Origin of the sequence: Phormidesmis priestleyi ULC007, assembly GCF_003003695.1 — a bacterium.
In the GTDB taxonomy this organism is placed as follows: Bacteria; Cyanobacteriota; Cyanobacteriia; order Leptolyngbyales; family Leptolyngbyaceae; genus Phormidesmis_A; species Phormidesmis_A priestleyi_A.
Genome location: NZ_PVWG01000061.1, coordinates 1 through 22,105, shown reverse-complemented (window position 1 = coordinate 22,105; position 22,105 = coordinate 1). Strand labels below are relative to the sequence as shown.

The 22,105-nt window shown below is 50.2% G+C and carries 22 protein-coding genes; 11 read left to right on the top strand and 11 right to left on the bottom strand.

What is annotated here, in order from left to right; genetic code table 11:
• Window positions 1-150: 150 nt before the first annotated feature.
• Both C7B65_RS24505 and C7B65_RS24500 read right to left on the bottom strand, forming a co-directional pair.
• The gene (locus C7B65_RS24505; protein ID WP_073075109.1) at window positions 151-1,449 is read right to left on the bottom strand and encodes a glycosyltransferase family protein; all 1,299 of its coding nucleotides are present in this window, start codon (window positions 1,447-1,449) and stop codon (window positions 151-153) included.
• 336 nt (window positions 1,450-1,785) lie between these two features.
• Window positions 1,786-3,234 carry an anthranilate synthase component I gene (locus C7B65_RS24500; protein ID WP_223257515.1) on the bottom strand — a complete coding sequence of 483 codons (1,449 nt, stop codon included), beginning with the start codon at window positions 3,232-3,234 and terminating at the stop codon, window positions 1,786-1,788.
• 216 nt (window positions 3,235-3,450) lie between these two features.
• On the opposite strand from C7B65_RS24500, the gene der reads away from it, so the two are divergent.
• The 3 genes from der to C7B65_RS24485 are packed head-to-tail and all read left to right on the top strand — an operon-like array spanning window position 3,451 to window position 6,131.
• Window positions 3,451-4,824 (top strand): ribosome biogenesis GTPase Der, encoded by a 1,374-nt coding sequence (der, locus tag C7B65_RS24495; RefSeq protein WP_106254181.1) that lies wholly within the window; start codon window positions 3,451-3,453, stop codon window positions 4,822-4,824.
• 53 nt (window positions 4,825-4,877) lie between these two features.
• Window positions 4,878-5,864 (top strand): energy-coupling factor transporter transmembrane component T family protein, encoded by a 987-nt coding sequence (locus tag C7B65_RS24490; RefSeq protein ID WP_073075106.1) that lies wholly within the window; start codon window positions 4,878-4,880, stop codon window positions 5,862-5,864.
• 51 nt (window positions 5,865-5,915) lie between these two features.
• Window positions 5,916-6,131, top strand: a complete 216-nt coding sequence (locus tag C7B65_RS24485; protein ID WP_073075105.1) for a hypothetical protein — start codon at window positions 5,916-5,918, stop codon at window positions 6,129-6,131.
• Window positions 6,132-6,151: 20 nt separating this feature from the next.
• Here C7B65_RS24485 and C7B65_RS24480 read toward each other — a convergent pair whose 3' ends face one another.
• Complete coding sequence (locus C7B65_RS24480) at window positions 6,152-7,063, bottom strand: ROK family protein (RefSeq protein ID WP_073075104.1); 912 nt, start codon at window positions 7,061-7,063, stop codon at window positions 6,152-6,154.
• A 64-nt stretch (window positions 7,064-7,127) separates the two neighbouring features.
• On the bottom strand, window positions 7,128-7,361 hold the full coding sequence (locus C7B65_RS24475; RefSeq protein WP_073075103.1) for a hypothetical protein: 234 nt from the start codon (window positions 7,359-7,361) through the stop codon (window positions 7,128-7,130).
• Between the two features lie 149 nt (window positions 7,362-7,510).
• On the opposite strand from C7B65_RS24475, the gene C7B65_RS24470 reads away from it, so the two are divergent.
• Window positions 7,511-9,676: an NAD(P)/FAD-dependent oxidoreductase gene (locus C7B65_RS24470; RefSeq protein WP_073075102.1), complete on the top strand. Its 2,166-nt coding sequence runs from the start codon at window positions 7,511-7,513 to the stop codon at window positions 9,674-9,676.
• A 110-nt stretch (window positions 9,677-9,786) separates the two neighbouring features.
• Here the strand turns inward: C7B65_RS24470 and C7B65_RS24465 are convergent, their stop codons facing one another.
• Together C7B65_RS24465 and C7B65_RS24460 are read right to left on the bottom strand one after the other, a co-directional pair.
• A complete protein-coding gene (locus tag C7B65_RS24465) occupies window positions 9,787-9,981 on the bottom strand; it encodes a hypothetical protein (protein ID WP_073075101.1) in 195 nt (64 codons plus the stop codon).
• 299 nt (window positions 9,982-10,280) lie between these two features.
• Window positions 10,281-11,090 carry a creatininase family protein gene (locus C7B65_RS24460; RefSeq protein WP_073075100.1) on the bottom strand — a complete coding sequence of 270 codons (810 nt, stop codon included), beginning with the start codon at window positions 11,088-11,090 and terminating at the stop codon, window positions 10,281-10,283.
• 117 nt (window positions 11,091-11,207) lie between these two features.
• On the opposite strand from C7B65_RS24460, the gene C7B65_RS24455 reads away from it, so the two are divergent.
• Complete coding sequence (locus tag C7B65_RS24455; RefSeq protein WP_181314495.1) at window positions 11,208-11,345, top strand: hypothetical protein; 138 nt, start codon at window positions 11,208-11,210, stop codon at window positions 11,343-11,345.
• A 116-nt stretch (window positions 11,346-11,461) separates the two neighbouring features.
• The gene (locus C7B65_RS24450; RefSeq protein WP_073075099.1) at window positions 11,462-12,328 is read left to right on the top strand and encodes a TlyA family RNA methyltransferase; all 867 of its coding nucleotides are present in this window, start codon (window positions 11,462-11,464) and stop codon (window positions 12,326-12,328) included.
• A 1-nt stretch (window position 12,329) separates the two neighbouring features.
• Here the strand turns inward: C7B65_RS24450 and C7B65_RS24445 are convergent, their stop codons facing one another.
• Together C7B65_RS24445 and C7B65_RS24440 are read right to left on the bottom strand one after the other, a co-directional pair.
• Window positions 12,330-13,061 (bottom strand): glycosyltransferase family 25 protein, encoded by a 732-nt coding sequence (locus tag C7B65_RS24445; RefSeq protein WP_073075098.1) that lies wholly within the window; start codon window positions 13,059-13,061, stop codon window positions 12,330-12,332.
• 220 nt (window positions 13,062-13,281) lie between these two features.
• The gene (locus C7B65_RS24440) at window positions 13,282-13,563 is read right to left on the bottom strand and encodes a Uma2 family endonuclease (RefSeq protein WP_223257514.1); all 282 of its coding nucleotides are present in this window, start codon (window positions 13,561-13,563) and stop codon (window positions 13,282-13,284) included.
• Window positions 13,564-13,750: 187 nt separating this feature from the next.
• Here C7B65_RS24440 and hemC point away from each other — a divergent pair, with 187 nt between their 5' ends.
• Both hemC and C7B65_RS24430 read left to right on the top strand, forming a co-directional pair.
• Window positions 13,751-14,716, top strand: a complete 966-nt coding sequence (gene hemC / locus C7B65_RS24435; RefSeq protein ID WP_073075097.1) for a hydroxymethylbilane synthase — start codon at window positions 13,751-13,753, stop codon at window positions 14,714-14,716.
• Window positions 14,717-14,761: 45 nt separating this feature from the next.
• Entirely contained in the window at window positions 14,762-15,280 is a 519-nt protein-coding gene (locus tag C7B65_RS24430; protein ID WP_073075096.1) for a DUF29 family protein, read from the top strand.
• 95 nt (window positions 15,281-15,375) lie between these two features.
• Here C7B65_RS24430 and C7B65_RS24425 read toward each other — a convergent pair whose 3' ends face one another.
• A complete protein-coding gene (locus tag C7B65_RS24425) occupies window positions 15,376-15,651 on the bottom strand; it encodes a PDDEXK family nuclease (RefSeq protein WP_073075095.1) in 276 nt (91 codons plus the stop codon).
• A 146-nt stretch (window positions 15,652-15,797) separates the two neighbouring features.
• On the opposite strand from C7B65_RS24425, the gene glgA reads away from it, so the two are divergent.
• A complete protein-coding gene (gene glgA / locus C7B65_RS24420) occupies window positions 15,798-17,216 on the top strand; it encodes a glycogen synthase GlgA (protein WP_073075094.1) in 1,419 nt (472 codons plus the stop codon).
• Between the two features lie 147 nt (window positions 17,217-17,363).
• Window positions 17,364-18,356 carry a 1-acyl-sn-glycerol-3-phosphate acyltransferase gene (locus C7B65_RS24415; protein WP_223257513.1) on the top strand — a complete coding sequence of 331 codons (993 nt, stop codon included), beginning with the start codon at window positions 17,364-17,366 and terminating at the stop codon, window positions 18,354-18,356.
• Window positions 18,357-18,401: 45 nt separating this feature from the next.
• Here C7B65_RS24415 and C7B65_RS24410 read toward each other — a convergent pair whose 3' ends face one another.
• Window positions 18,402-19,121, bottom strand: a complete 720-nt coding sequence (locus C7B65_RS24410; RefSeq protein ID WP_073075093.1) for a response regulator — start codon at window positions 19,119-19,121, stop codon at window positions 18,402-18,404.
• Window positions 19,122-19,287: 166 nt separating this feature from the next.
• Window positions 19,288-20,169, bottom strand: a complete 882-nt coding sequence (locus C7B65_RS24405; protein ID WP_073075092.1) for a LysM peptidoglycan-binding domain-containing M23 family metallopeptidase — start codon at window positions 20,167-20,169, stop codon at window positions 19,288-19,290.
• 359 nt (window positions 20,170-20,528) lie between these two features.
• Here C7B65_RS24405 and C7B65_RS28550 point away from each other — a divergent pair, with 359 nt between their 5' ends.
• Entirely contained in the window at window positions 20,529-21,932 is a 1,404-nt protein-coding gene (locus C7B65_RS28550) for an AAA family ATPase (protein ID WP_073075091.1), read from the top strand.
• Window positions 21,933-22,105 lie beyond the last annotated feature (173 nt).

The window sequence follows — 22,105 nt, the reverse complement described above, 5'->3', positions numbered from 1 at the left end:
TTCGATCACCAGAGGGCTGCGATTCTTGGCGCACGATGTCCAGAAACTATTTTCCTTCTTTCAATAGATCAGCCCTGCCCCAGAATGGGGAATTTACGGGGCAGAAGCCGCTGACAACGAAGCGAAAAAACTCGTCGAACTGACGTTTTTTTAGGTTTTGCAATCAAACTTTTCTAATTCTTCTCGCACAATTTGCGCTAACTTGTTTGCGGCTCCCGGCTCTCCCCGAACACTGCGAAGTTTGTCACGCATTTGTTGCAGTTTTTCAGGGTGATTGAGAAAATCTAGAGCAAGGTCTGCCACGACTTTGGGCTGGAGCCGCCCCACAAGTTCAGGAACAATTTCTTCATTTGCCCACTTATTGGGCCATGCCAACAACCCGACACGCTGCAAATAAAGCCAGTTAATCAGCTTCGCCACACTTGACCCAACCCCTGGCAAGTTGGACAGCAGCCCCGGAATGCCATCCCAAGCGCGCATCGCATCGAGTTGCTGCGTGGGCACCACCACAATCATCGGCACCGCTAACGCACCTAACTCGGCAGTGTTGGCTCCGATCGTCGTCAAACACAAGTCACACCGCGACAGCAGCGAATAAACCGGAATTCGTTCGGTCTGATTTTGACAAAGCTGGACGCGCAACCCGCTCTGCGTCTCTAAATAAGCGCGTTCTGTTGCGGAAGTCGGTAACACTAATTGAGCGCTGACCCCATCAACCAGAGGCAAAATTGGATTTTGTTGCGGATCTGCAAATCGAGCTAGGGTTTGTAGATCTAAAGTGGGCGCAACCGGAATCACAAACCGAGCCTGCGGACGATCGTGCCAAATCAATTCAGCAACAGCTAACAAAAATGGCACCCCTTGCGCGAGTTTGGCAGGTTTAGAACCTGGAAGCAGCCCGATCAATTCTTCAGACTGTTGAACATTGGATGGCTCTTTCTCTCGGTAGTGGGCAACTTCTGCCATCAAATCGCCGACGATCGTCAGTTTTTGAATCTGTTGTTTAGGGGCACGATCAACGATTTCCGAACGCATCACGCCAAAGCGATCGATCCAGCGATGCCATCGGGCTTCCCATTCTGCGTAAGTGACCGTGCGATAGCCCAACCGCTTGCCGAGAATCACCGAAAAGAATTGATCGCCGCCTAAAAAAAGCACCACACCGCGATCGCGCCAGTCCCAATGATCAAGAGTTTTACCCCGCAGCAAAAAGGGGTAGAAAGCCTTTGCCGCCTGCACTCGATCGACTTCTGGATAGCTCAGAGCGATATCAGCCTCTTGCCCACTCGCATTAGGGCACGGCGAAAGCACTACAGAAATGCGAACCAGGGCACGATCGTCGCCTAAAATTTGCCGCAGCGATCGCACCACAGGCTTGACCCAGGTCGCGAGTTCTCCAGGGCCATTAGAGAGAATCAGAATATCGATCGGGTGAGAGAGGTCAGACATTAACAGATCAGTATCTAGCTGGACAGATGCTCCGAACTGCCCTCACCCTAGCTCTCTCCCGCAGGAGAGGGAACAAGATTTCTAGCTCCTCCTATAGGCTACGGTGTACACACAAGGTGTTCGTCGCTCCGTTTCAGTCGGCTTCAGCCCCCTAAATCCCCCATTCTGGGGGACTTTGAAACTGGAGTCTCGGCTCAAAGTCCCCCATTCTGGGGGATTTAGGGGGCAAAGATCTCGGCGATGACGGGATCAGAAGACTTGTGTGTACACCGTAGCTCCTGCGGGAGAGGGGTTGGGGGCGAGGGTCTTAAATCCAGGGGAAGAACAACAAACCTTTCACACCTTATCTTGGTTTGCGATCGCAAGTTTTAGGGCTGCGAGTTGCGCTTGTGCCTTGTGCAGCGATTCGTGCCATTCTCGCTCTGGGTCGCTGTCTGCTACAATACCCGCTCCAACTTGTCCCCAAACGAGATTTGTGCCGTCGGCTTGTGGAGCGTAGAGCAGCGTCCGAATCAGGATATTCAGATCCAAATTGCCTCGCAGATCTAGATAGCCGCAAGACCCATAGAATAAGCTGCGGCGATCGGGTTCTAGTGCTTCAATAATTTCCAAACAGCGCACTTTAGGACACCCCGTAATCGTGCCTCCTGGAAAGAGGGCACGAATCAAATCGACAGCAGTATATTGAGTTTTTAGCGTACCGATCACATTACTAACTAAGTGCATTACGTGACTATAGCGCTCGATCGTCAGCAGTTCATCGACTCTGACTGATCCCCATTCACACACCCGTCCTAAATCATTGCGCTCTAAGTCTACTAGCATGATGTGTTCTGCTTGTTCTTTGGCGTTGTTGAGCAGGTCTTGGGCAAATTGGCGATCTTGATCAGGGTTGATTCCTCTAGCGTGGGTGCCTGCGATCGGGCGAGTCTCAGCGTGTTGCTCCTGCAATTTCACCAATCGCTCAGGCGAACAGCTAATCACCGCGCCCCAAGGAGTTTGCCAATAGCTGGCAAACGGAGAAGGATTGATCTGCTGCAATGCCTGATAAATTGACCAGCTATCGACGGAGGTTTGCGTTTCAAATCTTAGAGACAGATTGGCTTGAAAAATATCCCCAGCTTGAATGTGTTTTTTAGCCTTCAAAATAGCAGCTTCATAATCGATTTGCGACAGGTGAAACGCGACAGGTTTTGGGGCTAAATTCTCGGTTAGGACTAGCGATTCTCGATCGGCTAAAGGCATTGCTAATTTTTCTTGCATCCGATCGAGTTGACCAACCTCGGTCGCCGCTATCCATAGAATTTGTTGCTGATGATCTAAGACCGCAAAGCATTCAGGCTCATACCAATAAGCGATCGGAAAGGGCAACAAATCAGACTTGAGATAAGGCAGTCGCTCAATTTCCCACGCCAAATCATAGCCCAGCCAGCCCAGCCAGCCTCCTTTAAAGGGCAGCGAGTCAGGAACGAGATCAGACTGAAGATTTGGACGATCGAGCAACTGTTGCAGAAAAGGCAAAATTTCACCGATCTCAGGAGTCCACAGTTGCGGCTTTCCTGCCACCACACGCGGCACACCCGCACACAGCGAATATCTCGTCAACGAACCATCCGACGATGCCAGATAAGGACTTTCTAGCAAAGTCGCGATCGTCCCGTCGCTTGATTTAAACAACACTGCAAAGACTTCTGAACCCGTTTTTTGGTTGAGCGGCAGCGATCGCCAGTGCCAAGGCAAAATGACATCCATGATCAGCAAACAAAATAATTTGTGTAGGGGCATGGCACTGCCGTGCCCGTTATCGTTGCAAGTAACCGATATGATTTAATTCACGATCCTAAAGTGAACGCAACGTGCAATTCAACCTACTCTGAAAACGCTCAACAAATCGATCGGCAAACTTTTATTTAAAGTCGTTAGAATAGGATGCTGACGAAAATTTAAGACTGACCCTCCTCAGCCCGTTTTGCTCAATCCCCTCATCCCTCAATTTTGCTTATGTCCTTGCCCATTGTTGCTATTATTGGTCGTCCCAACGTGGGCAAGTCAACCCTCGTCAACCGCTTCTCAAAGCTGCAAGACGCGATCGTCTTTGATGAACCCGGCGTAACCCGCGATCGCACCTACAAACCTGCCTTTTGGGGCGATCGAGATTTTTTGGTGGTTGACACAGGCGGATTAGTGTTTGATGACGACACCGAGTTTTTGCCCCTAATTCGTGAACAAGCATTAGCGGCTTTGGCAGAGTCAAGCGCGGCTATTTTTATCGTCGATGGCAAAGAAGGCCTGACCACCGCCGACGAAGAAATTGCTCGATGGCTGCGTCAACAGCCCGTTCCGGTTTTGCTGGCAGTCAACAAATGTGAATCGGTAGAAGATGGTCTGACCCAGGCTGCCGAGTTTTGGAGTTTGGGCATCGGCGAACCCTTCCCGGTGTCTGGCATTCACGGCAGCGGCACTGGCGAATTGATGGACGCACTGCTGACTCACTTACCTGACACCAGCCTGATCGAAGACGTTCAAGAAACCCGCGTCGCGATCGTCGGCCGTCCTAACGTCGGCAAATCTAGCTTACTCAACGCCTTTGTGGGAGAGAAGCGCTCGATCGTCAGTCCAATTTCTGGCACCACACGAGACGCGATCGATATGGTCGTCGAGCGCGGAGACAAACCCTATCGCCTCATTGACACCGCCGGAATTCGCAAGAAAAAGAACGTCGAATATGGGCCCGAATTTTTTGGCATCAACCGCGCCTTCAAAGCGATCGATCGCTCCGATGTCGTGCTATTTGTGCTAGACGCGGTGGATGGAGTCACCGAACAAGACCAAAAATTGGCAGGGCGAATTGCCGATGAAGGTCGCGGCTGTGTGATCGTCGTCAACAAATGGGACGCGATCGAGAAAGACTCGACCACCATTTATGAATATGAAAAGCTGATCGGCGATCGCTTGCACTTTCTCGAATGGGCAGAAACCATTTTTATCAGTGCCGAAAAAGGTCAGCGAGTTGAGAAGATTTTTGACCTGATTGATATTGCCGCCGAGCAGCACCAGCGCCGAGTCACCACCTCTGTGATTAACGAAGTACTCGAAGACGCAGCCCGATGGCACTCGCCGCCCACCACGCGCCAAGGTCGCCAAGGCAGAATCTACTACGGCACCCAGGTCAGCACCCGCCCCCCGACGATCGCGCTATTTGTCAACGACCCTACCCTGTTTAACGAAGGCTATCGGCGCTATGTCGAGCGGCAGTTCCGTCAATCGCTCGGATTTAAAGGCACCCCGGTGCGGCTCTTGTGGCGCGGCAAAAAAGTGCGCGAAATGGAACGCGGCAGCGTCAACCGAGCGATTAAAGTGAGAACTAAGGTCTAAGGTTTAGAGTTTGGCGAATCTCAACCGCCCAAAATCCCTCAGCCCAAAATCGAATGGATTTACTGCGATCGCTGCCCCTCGGTCTCTATTTAGAACAACCCATCACCTGGCTACATCGGCTTGATCCCCGCGTCAAACTGGCGTGGCTAATGAGCTTTTTAGCCACTCCGCTGCTGGCAAGCCCAGAGTGGCGAATCTTTTTGGTGATTCTTTTAGTGCTGATCACGGTGTCAGCGATGATTCCTCTGCGTGTGTGGAAGCAGCAGATCGGCTGGCTGGCGCTGCTCTCGCTGTATGTGTTTTCATTAGTCTCGATCGCTCCAGACGGCTTAAATGCCAATCACCAATCCCGATTGCCCGAAAACGAATTAGCGTTTGTTCAGCAGTCAAATGTAGTATCTGCACCTGTTGCGCCGCCTGTCTGGTATAACCCGTTTAATTTTGGCAAAAAGCCTGGTACTCAAGACGGGGCAGTTGAGGCGCTCAAGCGTCCCGATCTGCCCCAACCGACGACTTATCGCTACATTTTGCTGAAGCGAGGTCCGCTCACCGTAACGCGGCGATCGCTCGATCTAGCAATTCGGGTCAGCACACTCTTATTTACCTTGCTCTACAGCACAAACTTATATCTTCTGACAACGGCTCCTGAAGAAATCACCGCCGGGCTTGAAGATTTGATGAGTCCCCTGCGCCGATTTGGAGTGCCTGTGACCGAAATCGCGTTGACGTTGACGCTCTCCCTGCGCTTTATTCCCCTTGTGCTAGAAGAATTTCAGAACTTGGTGCGATCGGTGAGAACCCGCGCGATTAACTGGAAAAAACTTGGACTTCGGCGCAGTGTGCAGGTTTGGATGTTGGTTGCAGAGCGGCTCTTAGAAAATCTGCTGCTGCGGGCAGAACAGATTGCTAGCGCGATGAAAGTGCGAGGGTTTACTAGCCCCGATCGGCATCGCGTTGAGTGGCACCAGTTGCACCTTAAGCGACTTGACTGGTTAGCGCTAGGTGCTCTAGCGCTGCTGTGGGTGGCAAGATTTGTTTGAAGAATTGCAACAGATCTGGAATGCTGAAAGAGCAGACTATGGGGGAACTTTGTGGCTTTTTGGATCAAGCTAACCTTCGATCGCGCTCTTTATATCATTGACTTAGACCGGATCGCCGCCTTTTACCAGACCTCAACGGGTCGGGTCGCATTTAGTCTGTCTGATGAAAGCATCACGATCGTCGTCAACCAACAAAAAGACCCCGACACTTATCGAATGATTTTGAACTATATCGAGCAAACCACCGGACACCGCTTAGAGGAATAAAAGGTTTCAGGTTTTAGAATTCAGTCCAACTGCCTCCGCTCTAACGCTAACTTCGCCGCGCCGACGATGCCTGCCTGGTTTCCTAGTTTTGCGGGCAAAAGCTGCAAGCCTTGACGAGAGCTAGGCAACACTCGCTGATCGATCTCTGACCAGATCGCCGGAAAGAAAAATTCTGCACTGGCACTGATGCCGCCGCCGATCACGATCGCTTCTGGGGTCAACACATAAATCAGACTACTTAGCCCGATTCCTAAGTCTCGCCCATAGAGTCGCCAAAACTCTAACGCGTTGGGTTCTCCGGCTTGGGCGAGTTTGCCGAGTTGGTCAGGCTCTAGCCCAGTGCGTCGACGAATCGCCGCGATCGCCGCATACTGTTCGAGTGAGCCACGATTGCCACTATTACAGAGAGGCGCGTCATCCGTCGGGTTAAGGGCAATCAAGCCTAATTCTCCAGCAGAGCCGTCTCGTCCGACAAACAGACTGCCGTTGATGATGATTGCGCCACCAACCCCAGTGCCCAGCGTCAGCAAGATTAAGTCGCGTAAGCCTTGCCCTGCCCCTAGCCAAGCCTCGCCCACACCTGCACAGTTGGCATCGTTTGCCAGCACTGTTATGCGTCCGGTTTTGGCTTCAAGCCAATCGGCAAGCGGCACCTCTTGCCAACCCGCCAAATTAATCGCTACTCTGGCAATTCGCCCATTAGCGTCAGCAGGACCAGGCGTTCCAACTCCGATCGCTCGGCTCTCATGATTAGGATCGACCTGCGCGATCGCCGCCACTATTGCTGCTAACACTGCCTCTGGCGTTGCAGGTTGAGGCGTTGGCACCGTTAAAGATTGTAAACAAACGCCATCCGCTTTAAACCGCCCCAGTTTGATTGCGGTTCCCCCCAGATCAATGCCCAGAACCTGATTCCTGTCTGTCAATTTCATGCTGTCTCTGCTCTCGCCTCTCATATACGAGAACTCTAGACTTTATATGATTCTTTCGTCCTTTTTAGGGTAGCCCCTGCCACGCTTGCGCCACGATCTCACTCAGCCAGCGTCGTTGCGCCTGCTCTAGCAAGCTGTCATCTGCCAAAATCTCTGACAGCAACTCGTTTAGAGACTGTCCTTTTGCTCGTGCCAGTTGGACAACCTCTGCGATCGCGGCAACAATTAGTTCTTCATTCACAGGTTTTTGTCGAAGTGCAGCGATTTCTTGGGGATTCGCTGGAATAGGATAGTTCATGGCAGAGTTATATGGCGCTGTAGTCGCAGTCAATTATGAGAGAGTTGTAAAGTTTCTTTAGAATGTTTGGTATTCAGGAGTCTATCGTATTTTGATCCCCTGTCAAGCCCTTCTCCCTCAGTAAATCTATCGGAGTTTAGATCCCCCAAATGAAAGAGATTCTTTATTTAGAGGTTCCTACCCCAAAAACAGAGCAGGTGATGCACTGGCTTCAGCAGGAGTATCAGCCAGAAATTGGGGAGAAAGTACCGACAGCAGCAGGTTTTCGACTGCGGCTGCCTTCGCAAAATGTGAGAACTGCTAATCAATCGGCTCCTAAATCTGAGAACTTTGAAGAACTCTCGGTTTTTATTTGGACGCTTCAGCGCACGACTTATTTAAAAGTGTTTCGCTGGGCATCGCGATCGCTGCCTCACGAAAAATCTTTTGTGCGGCACCTGACCCAAGCGATTAGAACACACTTTCCGCAAAACTACCCGGCACCTGCCCAAATTGATCTCTCAACTCAGACGATCTTTGAAGCATTGGCAGATGCCTATCCTCAAACCGTCCACTATTTTCAGAAAATGCCCAACGGGGAATATGACCTGACTCGCGTCTATTGGTGGGAACAGCGCTGGCGGGAAGGTGTGAAAAATCCTCAACAGCCCAGACAAGTCGTTTTTCAAAACCCGGAAACGCCCAAGTCCAAAATTCCCAGTGCCAAATCCCTAACGCCTCCCGCCTACGACCTGATCTATGTCGGGGGCGCTCTCGGCACGATTCATGCGGCTGTGATGGCTCGGTTGGGCTATCGGGTGCTGCTAATCGAGCGTTTGCCCTTCGGACGGATGAATCGCGAATGGAATATTTCGCGCAGCGAGTTTCAAAGTTTGATTGATTTAGAGTTGTTTACTCCGGCGGAGTTCGATCGAGTCATTGCCAGAGAATACATCGATGGGTTCCATAAGTTCTTTGATGCCAACAATCCACCGCAGGCAAAAGCGCGGGTGCTGCACACGCCAACGGTTTTGAATATCGCGATCGACTCCGATAAACTGCTGAAGATCTGCGGCGAGAAGTTGCGCGAGTGTGGCGGCGAAATTTGGGAAGAAACCGAGTTTCTGCGAGCCGACATCAGCCTCGATCGCGTCACAATCCAGACTCAACATTTACCTTCCCAGAGCCAAAAACAGGTCACAGGGCGCTTGCTGATTGATGCGATGGGAACGGCTTCTCCGATCGCGTGGCAACTCAATGGAGGACGCGCTTTTGATAGTGTCTGTCCGACGGTCGGAGCGGTGATCAGCGACGGGTTTGAGCCAGGAGTCTGGGATGCTCAATTTGGCGATGTGCTCAACAGTCACGGCGACATATCACGAGGACGACAGCTTATTTGGGAGCTATTTCCGGGTGAAGGCAAAGATTTAACTTTTTATCTGTTTCACTATCACGAAGTGCATCCCGACAACCCCAGCTCACTGCTAGAAATGTATGAGGATTTCTTTACGATCGTGCCTGAATATCGCCGATGCGAGATGGAGAAACTCGTGTGGAGCAAGCCGACCTTTGGCTACATTCCGGGTCACTTTAGCGTTAACGATCACGATCGTCAGGTGGCGTTTGATCGGTTAATGGCGATCGGTGATGCTGCGTCGCTGCAATCACCGCTCGTCTTCACGGGCTTTGGTTCGCTAGTGAGAAACCTCTCCCGCATGACTCATTTGCTTGACACTGCCCTCAAGCACGATTTGTTAAAGGCTCGACATCTCGATCGCATTCGCGCTTATCAAAGCAATGTTGCCGTCACCTGGCTATTCTCAAAAGGCATGATGGTGCCGACTGGCAAGTCTCTGCCGCCTCAGCAGGTGAATGCGATGCTCAACACCTTTTTTGATGTGTTAGCCACCCAGCCCCCTGACATTGCAGAAGCGTTTATCAAAGATCGAGTCACCTGGCTGCGGTTTAACCAGATGGCGATCATTGCGGCTGTGAAAAACCCAGCACTGCTGCTGTGGATCTGGGAAATGGCAGGCGCAAAAGACCTGATTCGATGGCTCGGCAGCTACTTCAACTTTGGGTTAAATGCGCTGTTAAGCTGGATTTTTGCAGGCTGGTTTCCTGGAGTTTTGCATCGATCGCAGCCCTGGCTAGAGCCGCGTTTCCCGGCGCTGTGGCTGTGGTTATTGTCCCACGCTTATGCGATCACCTATGGCATGGGCAAACCGCAAGCGATGCCAAAGCCAAGGTTTTCAGTGCGTGGGCTGCCCCCTGAACTCTCAGAGCCTCATTTAGATTCCAGCACAACGACTAGAGAAAGTCAGGTTCCAAGCTAGAAAGTTTGGGCGTTGCAGAATGAGAATGAAATAGCTGTAGGGGTAGTGCCCCCGTGCCTACCCCTGACGGAGGGCAACCACGGGGGGATTGCCCCTACAACCATCCCTTTTTAATAGCTGTCTCCACCCGCCACAGGGTTTTTGTCGGTTTCGATCGCCAACTGCTCTAGAGACGCATCGCGAATGGCTTGCCACTGACAATAAAGGTCAGAGCCGTCCAAATCGCTCACTTGAAACTTTCTAACCGCTTCATCGATTTCTTGTAGCGTGGTCGGAATCGGAACCATACAAGTGAGTTCTGCCATGTGATTTCTCCAAAAATGGGATAAGCGAAGCGCACGAGTGTATAACTCCCGATTTTAATCAGATTCACAAATAAAAAATCTCGCTTGTTACAAACCTAGATGATTTGTAAGCGATCGTCATTAATGTCAGTTCGATGAGTTCCCTCACTTCGTTATTCAGCGCTTCAGCCCCCTAAATCCCCCAATTTTGGGGGACTTTGAACCTTAATTTTGGGCATGAAGTCCCCCAGACTTGGGGGATTTAGGGGGCAGCCCGGATTTGCAACCGTAGCGAAAAGCTTTATCGAGTTCATGGATTATTAATCCCATGCTTTTGGTTGACGAAACGTATAAACTTCTTTAATCACATCAACCCAACCGTTGGCAAGCGCTTCGAGCAGGCGATCGCCCTTTTCTTTAGTGGCAGGCAGGGGATCGCCTAACACACCACTCTTGCTCAAATCTCGCGTCGTCCAAGCAAAGGGTAGTGCCCCTTCCATGCTTAACAATCCGTCTCGTGGCTCATTGAGTGGATATTCAGCCACCGCCCGATCCATTTTTACCTGATCGGGCAGAATTGACAGCAGCAGACTGGTTTCAGCATCTCCCGCGTGAATACCGATCGCTAATTCTTTGGGGGTGATTAACTCGATCGGCAAGTTCGGCACCTTCCAGGTAAAGAGCGGAAACACGATAAAATCCTCATATTTTTGGTGCAAATCTCGTGCTGCAATTTCAATAATTTGCGGCTGTCCTCCGTGAGAATTCATCAACACCAGTTTGCGAAAGCCCGATCGATAGACGCTTTCTGCAACCTCCATCAACACGGCTAACATCGTTTGAGCACTGAGCGTAATCGTGCCGGGAAAGTGCCAATGCTCGTTTGACTTGCCATAATCCAGCGACGGCAGTGCATAGGCGGGGATGCTGGCATCCAACTGGCTAAACGCTTTTCCCAAGACAGCGACACTAATCGCGGCATCGACCACCAACGGTAAGTGAGGTCCATGTTGTTCGATCGCTCCGATCGGCTGCACAATCACGACATTTTCTTTGTCAGGCATTGCCTGAATATCTGTCCAAGTGAGATAGGGAAAGAAGCGATCGGGTGGAATGAAACCATGAAGCATAAGGAGATAAGGGATAAATCATTAAGATATGCTAGATCAGGAAGGCGAGGATAATGTCGATAGCACATTCCTGATGAGCGAAGTATTAGAAGCATTTAGTTTGCAGCTACAAAATTAATGCCTGACGATTCGACACAAAAAGAATTCTTAGACTTGTTGCACGGGCTGCACGTTTTGGGATATCGCAATCGCAAAACTTGGTATGACGTACATCCGATCGTGGTTGAGCTTTTAACCGATAGGAACCTGATCTAATGTCCAATACAGCAGAACTGGATGCAGAAAACCTAGAAGCTTATGATCGTGTTCTGAACCGTAACCGTCCCCGCTATCATGACTACGCAGCCCTCAAACTTTAAAACTCAAAACTCTTGAAGCAGCGCCTCGACACTCTACTGGTAGACCGTGCCCTCTGTGACTCTCGCCAACAGGCCCAACGCCTGATCCAAGCCGGAGAAGTCAGGGTCGATCGCCAACTGATCGACAAACCCGGCACCGAAGTCAACATCAGCGCCGAGATTCAAATCAAACAAAAATCGCCCTATGTCTCTCGCGGCGGCGAAAAGCTAGTCAAAGCGCTGCAAATTTTTGAAATTAAAGTGAGCGATCGCATCTGTCTCGATGGCGGCATCTCAACCGGAGGCTTTACAGATTGTCTGCTGCAAGCGGGTGCGAAACTGGTTTATGGCATTGATGTCGGCTACGGGCAAGTCGCCTGGAAGCTCAGACAAGATCCCCGCGTCATTTTGCGAGAGCGAACCAACCTGCGGAACCTCACCCCAGAAGACTTATATCAACCCGATCAGCCCTATCCCGATTTGGGCGTGGTCGATGTGTCGTTCATCTCGCTCACAAAAGTGCTGCCCGCTATGTGGAAGCTGCTGCAAGATCCGCGTGAAGTTTTGCTGCTCGTCAAACCCCAGTTTGAAGTCGGGCGCGATCGCGTCGGCAAAAAAGGCGTAGTCCGCGACACCAAAGATCAGGCAGGCGCAATCTTTCAAGTTTTGCAAGCCGCTCAAGCACTCGGCTGGCGCTATCGAGGACTCACCTGGTCACCGCTTTTAGGGCCAGCCGGAAACATTGAATATTTGCTGTGGCTAGAGGTGACGAACCTAGAAAATTCTCCAACATCGCCTGACTTGGAGGCAATTAGACAACTGACGCGATCGGCGCACAAAGCCTTAACCAAACCAGAAGACCAACCACCTTCCGCAGATCAGTTTAATGAACCCGAATAGTTTAAGACTTGTCTTGCAGGTTTCTTAACCAAATCTTGCCCCTTCGGGCGACCCCAGCCAGATCTCTGACCACTGGCGTAGTGTCAAACCAAGCCGTTCCATGCAGGTCGCTGCGAGAACTACGTTGCCATCCCAAATTGGGTGCTGCAATCAACGTCAACACATCGGGGTTTTGAGCGCGAAAGTAGCTATATGCCCAATCAGGATAAGTGGCTCCGCCTTGAGGATGATCAGCCGGACGCTGCTGCACCTCTTCCAGAAAATCGATCAGGCGATCGAAAATTGTGCTGTTCACGCCATAAAAATGAGTCGTTAATATCCACTCATCAGCCGGAAAGGGTTGCAGCTTGATAGGCGTGTCTTTAGAAACTTCCGCCGTGTGTCCGAGATAGACAAATCCCCAATCAGATTGCGTCAACTGCTCAACGATCGCTGCCTGGTTGGGCACAAATTTCTTTGCGATCGTCAGGTCATCTTCTATCACCAAAACGTTTGCTAAACCCTCTCGCTTTGCCTGTTTTAAGATTGCGAGATGACTTAAAAAACAGCCTCGAACTGGAATGCTAGGAAATCTTTCTGCACTCTCTGGACGAGTGGCAGAGAAAATTTCAATTTTATTGGGAGTCAGCGGTAGCTCCGCTTTATTCAGTTCTCGTATTATGTCTTTGCGACGATCGACTCGCTCAGGTAGATTGATCACATAGATACGTTCAAAAAAATCCTTGACCAACATCCCTAACTCCTTTGCTTTGACCAATCAGATTTCGGCGTTGCTTAATAAAAGTATAAATTGTCCTCCTCACGAAGTGGGGCGAAGCCCTCGCCAACTCTTTTCCTCAAGAAGAAGGGAGCCAGAACTCTCTTGTTCCCTCGCCTTTTGGGAGAGAGCTAGGGTGAGGGCGGATTTGACGGTTCCTCCCTGGATTCAGCACCTAAATCAACCTCAATCACCGTCATTTGAAAGAGGATTGGGTTTCAGGTTGCACCAGCAACACATCTTCATAGATCACCTCGATCGGAATCGTCAAACCCACACTCGTTAGCTCAATGTCATCGCCTTCGCCGTAGAGAATAAATGTCCATACTCCCGATTGACTCCGCCGAAAGACATCAACGGTCTTGGTTGCAGACCCAACCAAAACATCCTCTTGCAAACTTTCCATGCGGCGGTAGAGGGCAAATTTTCCACCGCGATCGTAGGCTTCAGTGCTAGGGGACAAGACTTCAACGATCAAGCAGGGATAGGCAGTAATAAGAAATCATCGATCATGTTACTTGACTCGACATAAGTTAACGAAAATCAAACTGCCCCAGCTTAATTATCTGTAATCATTGCGATCGCTAGACGCTGCCGATCGGGGCGACGCACTGCGGTAAGGTGGAAAGAGTCACCATCAAAGCCAGTTTCACATACTCGTTGATATGTCTCTCACCACATCCCCCGTTTCTAGCCGCACTATCCGCATCGGTTCTCGCAAAAGTCAGCTTGCGCTTGTGCAAACCCATTGGGTGCAGGCAGAGTTGCAGAAGGCATTTCCCGATCACACTTTTGAAGTTCACACAATGAGCACTCAGGGTGACAAGATCCTGGATGTGGCATTAGCAAAGATTGGCGACAAAGGGCTGTTTACCAAAGAATTAGAAGTTGGGATGCTGAATCAAGACATTGATTTTGCAGTTCACTCGCTCAAAGATTTGCCGACGCGGTTGCCAGAAGGGTTGATGCTGGGGTGTGTTACCGATCGCGAAAATCCCGCCGATGCACTAGTGGTACACGAAAAACACAAAGGCAAGCAACTCGATACGCTGCCAGAAGGTGCCGTGATCGGAACTTCTTCGCTCAGACGGTTGGCACAGCTTCGTCATCACTTCCCGCACTTTGCGTTTAAAGATGTGCGCGGCAATGTGATTACTCGTCTCGCAAAATTAGACGCAGGCGAATATGATGCGCTGATTTTGGCGGTGGCAGGTTTAGAGCGGTTAGGGTTGGGCGATCGCGTGCATCAAGTCATCCCGGCTGAGATCTCACTTCATGCGGTTGGGCAAGGTGCTTTGGGCATTGAGTGCCGCAGCGATGATGCCGAAATTCTCTCAGTGATTAAAGCGTTAGAACACCAGCCGACCGCTTATCGCTGCTATGCAGAACGAGCGTTTTTGAGAGAACTCGAAGGCGGATGTCAGGTGCCGATCGGGGTCAACACCGTTCTCAAGGGCGACACACTGACGCTGACAGGAATTGTTGCGAGTGTAGACGGTCAAAAGGTCGTCAAAGGTGAAGTTTCGGGAGCCGCGATCGAGGCTGAAGCGTTGGGCACTCAACTGGCTCATCAACTTGTCGAGCAGGGCGCAAAACAAATCTTAGACGAGATTTCTGCCGCCGTTCGGTAACGCTAAACAGAGTTCATTAAGCACAAATTGGTGAGGACATTTAAGATGACTCAAGAATTAATTGATTTGAGATCAAGCATCTTAGAAGGTCGTTACGATGATGCGCTGCTGCTGGTTGATGAACTAGAAGGAATGAGTAAACAAGCCATCCTGCGAAATATTGAATCGTTTCTCGTCAGGATGCTTGTTCATCTCATTAAAAATCAGCTTGAAGAACGATTAACAAATTCTTGGGTTGCTTCGATCTCAGATTCAATTCTACAAATCAAAAAACTCAACCTTAAAGACAATAAAACATCTCATTACATCAAAGCTGATGAGTGGGAACCGTTTTTGGAGGAAGCGATCGAAGCAGCGATTGCCCCTGCCAGCATTGAAGTCTTGAACGGACGATTTAACCCGATTCAGGTGAGTGAACGAGTCGATCGAGCTTTATTAATTCTGACTGCCCAAAGATTACTTAATTTGACCTATCAGCATTCAACAAAAGAACTTCCTGCGGTGGTTAATCGTCGCCTAGCTAGCTTGTCCGGCGGTCAAGAATGGTACGAAGGGAGAGAATAGAAAACGATTTATTTTCTACTTTCTGCTTAATCGATCGACAAATTCCCCATGTTCTGATGGTGCTAATCCTTTCTGCAACTCGGTTAAAACAGTCGCTAAATCTCCTTGTCTAGATCTAGTCTGACAGTTGAGTTGTCTGCAATATCGACTTTTGGGGTTGCTGCAACATAAGCACCCAACCAGCCCATGATGTAGTCGTGAGGTCTACCGTGATTTCTGACTCGAACTGGAGATGCCACGTAAACGACTCCTTCAATCAATTCTGCTTTAAACTTCTCAGGGGTGGCTGCATATCGGCGCTCAAACTCACCGCGAGTCAGTCGATCGCCGTTCTCTAACCGTAGAGTTGAGACTAAGGAACGTTTCACCATAAAACCTGGCTTGCGATGGGTGCTTTCATTCTGTCACAGACGAGAAGGCAGGTGCTCAAATTTGCGATCGCTCCAACCCGTTGAACCGTGCCCCTTAATCGGTATGATCACAGTGCTGACTACTCAAAGGGGACACGAGAGCTAAGATGCGAATTTTGATAGTTGCGGCCGAAGCTGCGCCGATCGCTAAAGTCGGTGGCATGGGAGATGTGGTCGGTGCCTTGCCCAAAGTGCTCAGAGAAATGGGGCACGATGTGCGAATTTTTATGCCCTACTATGGGTTTTTGCCAGACAAAATCGACATTCCCGCCGACCCGATTTGGAAGGGCAGCGCGATGTTTAATCAGTTCGCGGTTTACGAAACGGTGTTGCCCGATTCTGACGTTCCCCTTTATTTGTTTGGGCACCCAGTGTTTGACCCGCGTCGCGTTTATGGCGGAGACGATGAAGAGTGGCGGTTTACATTCTTCTCTAACGGCGCAGCCGAGTTTTGCTGGAATTATTGGAAGCCTGAGATTGTGCATTGTCACGACTGGCACACGGGGATGATTCCAGTGTGGATGCACCAAGATCCCGATATTTCTACTGTGTTCACCATTCACAACCTGGCTTATCAGGGGCCGTGGCGCTGGAAGTTGGAGAAAATGACCTGGTGCCCGTGGTATATGCAAGGTCATAACGTGATGGCGGCGGCAGTGCAGTTTGCCGATCGGGTCAACACCGTGTCACCCACTTACGCAGAGCAGATTAAAACGCCTGCCTATGGCGAAACCCTAGAAGGATTGCTGTCATTTATCGGGGGCAAACTGTCAGGCATTCTCAACGGCATTGACATCGAAGCGTATGATCCGGCGGTGGATAAAAGTTTAGCGCAGCCCTTTACGATCGAAACAATCGATCAGCGCCTTAAAAACAAAATTGCGCTTCAAGAAGAAGTCGGCTTAGAAGTCAACTCAAAAGCGTTGGTCTTAGGAATGGTATCGCGATTAGTCGAGCAAAAAGGATTAGATCTAGTGATTCAAATGCTCGATCGCTTCATGGCTTATAGCGATGCTCAATTCATTTTATTAGGAACGGGCGATCGCTATTATGAAACGCAGATGTGGCAATTGGCAGGTCGATATCCCGGACGCATGGCCGTCTATCTGCTCTATAACGATGCCCTAGCACGACGCATTTATGCCGGGGCAGACACCTTTTTGATGCCATCGCGGTTTGAACCCTGTGGCATCAGCCAACTGTTGGCGTTGCGCTATGGCTGTGTGCCGATCGTGCGCCGCACAGGTGGCTTAGTCGATACAGTGACGCATCATGACCCGATGAACCATGCCGGGACGGGTTATTGCTTCGATCGCTATGAACCGCTCGATCTGTACACCTGTCTGGTGCGCGCGTGGGAGGCGTTTCGGTTTAAACCTCAGTGGCAAGAGCTTCAGCAACGCGGCATGAAAGAAAACTTTAGCTGGGAAAAATCGGCGATCGAATATGTCAAGCTCTATCGCCAAGTATTGGGCTTGCCGCCCGAAGAGCCGCAGCCCGAAAAGCAAGCAGAACTCGTATCTTAAAATGATTTGCGAATGTGACAGATTCGTACAGCGCAAGCGCGGGGTATCGTAGGGGCATGGCATGCCGTGCCCTCTCACGATCGTTCGATCGCAATTGTGGTTGAAATTGGTACAAATAGAGTTAGCTGTGAATCGCTGAGTCTTGCTGTGAATAAGACAGATGAGTCCTATCAGTTTGGTTGGTTTGATTGGGTTTGCCTTTGGTATCCTCCCGGTTGGCTGATTTTGTTTAATCGCCATTGGCAACACTACAAACCCGACCCCGATGGCTGGAACTGGTTGGAATATCTGCTGTTTCTGATTCCTGGCGGATTTTATTTAGCATTGCTAATTCGGTGGCTAAGGCTAGGAGGTCGATCGCCTCGATCGCAATCTAGTGAGCCTGACCCGCACTATCAGCAAGTGTTCCGAGACGAGATTTTAACGCCGATCGCCACCCGATTTTTTCAAGCAGAGTTGCACCAGCTAGAAAACTTGCCTGATGCACCTCCAGCGATCGTGGCGCTCAACCACGCGGGCATGTGTTTCCCGTGGGATTTTTTGTGTTTGGGCGTTCTCTTAAGCCAAAAAAAAGGCTGGTATGTGCAACCCGTCGCGCATTCAATCTTTTTCGATCATCCTTGGCTGGTGTGGTGGGTGCCACGCGGCTGGGCGCAGACGTTGGGCGCGGTTAGGGCAGAAAAAGAGAGCTTTGAACACGCTATCTCACAAAAACAAACCGTGCTGCTCTATGCGCCCGAAAGCTGGCGAGGTTTGGTCAAAGGATGGCGCGATCGCTACGATTTAGCCACGTTTGATCCGAGTTTTATTCGTCTCAGCGTTCAGCATCAGGTGCCGATTTTGCCTGTGATTTGCCTCGGCAACGAATATCTGCATCCCTGGACTTTTAACAGCAAACGGCTGGCTCGCTGGCTAAAAATGCCGTTGCTTCCGGTGTCGCCGTTGCTGCTCGTGTTTCTGCTGTTTCCATCAATGGGAGTTTGGGCAGTGAGAACGCGACTGCGCTATTACTTACAGCCGATTCAGCATTCCTGGAAGCATTCACTTTCGCAGAATGAGACAGCGCGATCGCACCTCTATCACCAAGCCGAAGAACTGAGAGCGGACATGCAAAAAGAACTCGATCGCTTACGAAACTAGCATTGCAAATAACCAATATTATCTAATCCAAATCCACAATCCTGATCATCGGATTAGCCCAGTTCGCAAAGCCCGTACTGCAACTTGAGTCCGATCGTCGGCTCCCAGCTTATTAAGAATGTTGCGAACGTGAGTTTTAACCGTGCCCACAGTGATATATAACTTTGCAGAAATCTCAGCATTGCTGCATCCATCGACGATTAGCGCTAAGACTTCTAACTCTCTTCCTGTTAGTGGATAAGCGGGAATAAAGTTACCATCTTTTTCGGATAATCCATTAATAGCGATCGTGTTGGACGTAGGATTCGCGCCTGCATTCGCATAAGTTTTTTGAGACTGTTGCAGCACGACACGAGCGATCGCTGGATCGATCCAGGCGTTTCCTTCTGCGGTGATTTTTAACGCCTCAATCAACTGGTCGATCGTGGCATTTTTCATGCAGTAGGAGTCGGCACCCGCCGCAAACGCTGCCAAAACGGTGTCTTCATGATCCTGCATGGTCATGATCAAGATCTTGGTTTCGGTGGCTTCTCCAGCGCGCTGAAACCGTTTGAATTGTTGGGTGAGTTCGATGCCAGTCATGTCAGGCAACCCCACATCGACGATCGCTACATCTGACGGCACCGACCGCAGCAGGCTCAACCCAGTTTTGGCATCTCTAGCTTCGCCCACAACTTCAACGCCTTCTCGCTGCTGAAGCGCTGATCTTAAGCCAATCCGGGTCAGGTCATGATCTTCAATAATTAGGACGCGCAAGTGATCCATTACTCAACCTCTAACACAATCTAAATGAAAGTTTAAATACTTTAGTCAAATCACTCTTTTGAAGGGTGATCTCTCACCTGAGAAAATTCTAAGGGGCAACCATCAGTCGCTCTGTCTACCTTTAGAAGCTTCTTTCCTCTATCGCCGGACAGAGATGTGTTTGTCATTACCGATTTCGTTGCAAAATTGGCTGAGGGTCTTCTGCCACCCAACCCAGTTTAGAATTCGATCGCACTTCAAAATGCAAATGTGGGGTACTAGAACTCGGTGTGCCTGTTTTGCCAACCGTCGCGATCGTGGCTCCTCGTTTCACCGTTTGTCCTGTTTTGACTTTGATAGTGCCCAACTGAGCATAGCGAGTTTGATAGCCCTGCTGATGGTTAATCACCACTAACTTTCCATAGGCACCTTGCTGACCTGCAAAAGCGATCGTGCCATCGGCGATCGCTAAAACGGGTGCGCCAACTGTTGCCACCAGATCCATGCCAGTGTGAAACACGGGCTGATTGCGTCCGGTCGGCAGATACCAACCATAGCCCAGAACAACGCTGGCTTTAGCAGAGAGCGGATAGCCCGACAAACCGCTTGAATTGGCTTGAGTAGGCTGTCCATCTAATGGCGACCAATTGACCCCAGGCACAAATACCACTTTGGGTGCAGGCTGACAGCCGTTAATCTCAAACAACACATCGGGGCGCACTTTATAACGAGCCGCCACCGTTCGCCAGCTTTGCCCAGCCGCAACTTCGGCACGGATACCATTGTAAGGAGGCACGAGAATATTTGCCCCGATCGGAGCCTTTCCAGTTCTTAACACCGGGTTCATGCCCATCAGCGTCGCGGGAATCAGATTATATTTACGGGCAATTCCTTCAAGGGTTTCGCCAGCCACCACTTTGTGACGAACGACACGAGACAGCGCGGGAGCCTGACAGGTTGCGGCCGGTGCGGCATTTGTAGACGAAGCCATCAGTCCGCTGAGAAGGACGCAAACGACGAACCAGGGACGGGACTCGATCACTACATTTGAAAGATTAAATCGCCGCATTGACAACCCTCCTAATCGTAAGAACCCTCTCACAGTTTAGCGGCCAAGACTTGAGCGGTGCTTAACTTCAGGTCTGAAAAACCGGGCGACTGAATGGGGCGATCGTCCTGATAAATAGACAGACATGAAAATTTGCCGATATCAGACCTCGGATTTCTTAAAGAAATCCGAGGTCTATGCCTGATCGAGAATGCAGAGGGTAATTTTTGCTTCTAACGGGTCTACAATCCACTATCCAAAGTTGCGATCCGGTCAAATTCCCGATATCGTGGCTGAAATGGAATTCGTCGATCGCTTGGCTCGATCGTGCGAGGCAACCCCGCTAATCAGACCCTCTGGGAACCGCACTTAAACTATTTATGAATTCCAGGCTACTCAAACAAGAAGCAAATCTGCTCTATAAATCTCTAGCGCCGCTCTTAAAAGTCAATGCAGCGTTTGCGGATGTGATTTTGGTCGATTTAGCCAAGCTGATTCAGCTATGTGGGCGCAGCAGTGGCAAGGTGAGCGCGGCAGAACTGCTGGCATATCTGGTCACTTACGCCCTAATCAAACAAGATGCCGAAAAGCTCGATGCAGCCCTCAACCGATGGGATGAGTCACCCGAAGAGCGCCTCAAATATCAGAAGTTAACGCTGCAAATTATCTTAGACCTGACTCAAACTCAGCCATCTGACTCCTTTGAGTTGCCGTCAATTTTGAACCGACTGGATGAAGAAAAGGGAACTAACTATCTCGGTGATGCAACCAACGCGATTTATAAATTTGCTCAAGCGATCGTTAAAGCCGACGGCACGGTCACTTTGCAAGACTTGGAGGCACTCTCTTTAGTTTGGCAGCGGCTCCACTCTTACCGCAAGTTAGCCAGCTATCGAGAAGGTCTGACTCCGACTCAAACATCTGATTCAGCCGATCTCGATCGCGTTTTAGAAGAGGCACTCGCCGAACTTAACGACCTGATAGGGATGAGCAACATCAAAGAAGAGGTGAAGACGCTGACCAATTTTCTCAAAGTTCAAAAGATTCGATCGCAGCGAGGTTTGGCAAAAACAACGGTTTCTCTTCACGCTGTATTTTGCGGGCCGCCGGGAACCGGAAAGACCACTGTCGCTCGATTGATGGGTCGCATTTATCACGGGCTAGGATTTCTCAGCCAAGGGCATTTGGTCGAAACCGATCGCTCTGGCATGGTCGCGGGATATGTGGGTCAAACCGCCAAACAAGTCGATGATCTCGTCAAGTCAGCGCTCAACGGCGTGCTGTTTATTGACGAGGCTTATGCTCTGGTGCCCGGAGAATCGGGGCGTGATTTTGGACAAGAAGCGATCGATGTCTTGCTGAAACGCATGGAAGATCATCGCGATCGCTTAGTCGTGATTGTGGCAGGTTACACCGATGAAATGACCACATTTATTGAGTCAAATCCGGGTTTAGAATCGCGCTTCAATCGCTATTTTTATTTCAATCATTACAAGCCAGAAGAGTTGCTCGCTATCTTTGAAAAAATGGCCAGCAAAAGTCATTTTAAACTGGCTCCTGGTGCAGGTGAAAAACTGCAAAAGTTGTTTGCAGATCTGTATGAAAATCGAGATAAGACTTTTGGCAACGCGAGACTCGTTCGCAATCTGTTTGAGAAGAGTCTTGAAAGGCAAGCAAATCGATTGGCGGTGCTCTCGTCTTTAAGCGATGAGTTGCTCACGACTCTCTTGGCTGAAGATATCCCAGATGAGATGTCGGGCGTTCAGACGGGAAGAGAGTCTTGAGTCGCTAGACAACTATGCGCTGTGCTGGCTGAAGTTGGGCAAGGGCACCCATCACGAATGTTGGCGATCGAGCAGTCATCGTAGAGTTAGTTGGCGGGGAGTGTAAATTAGTTTGTGTCAGAGGTCAAAACACGATCTAATGAACCCATCACCAGAGACACAAACTCATGACC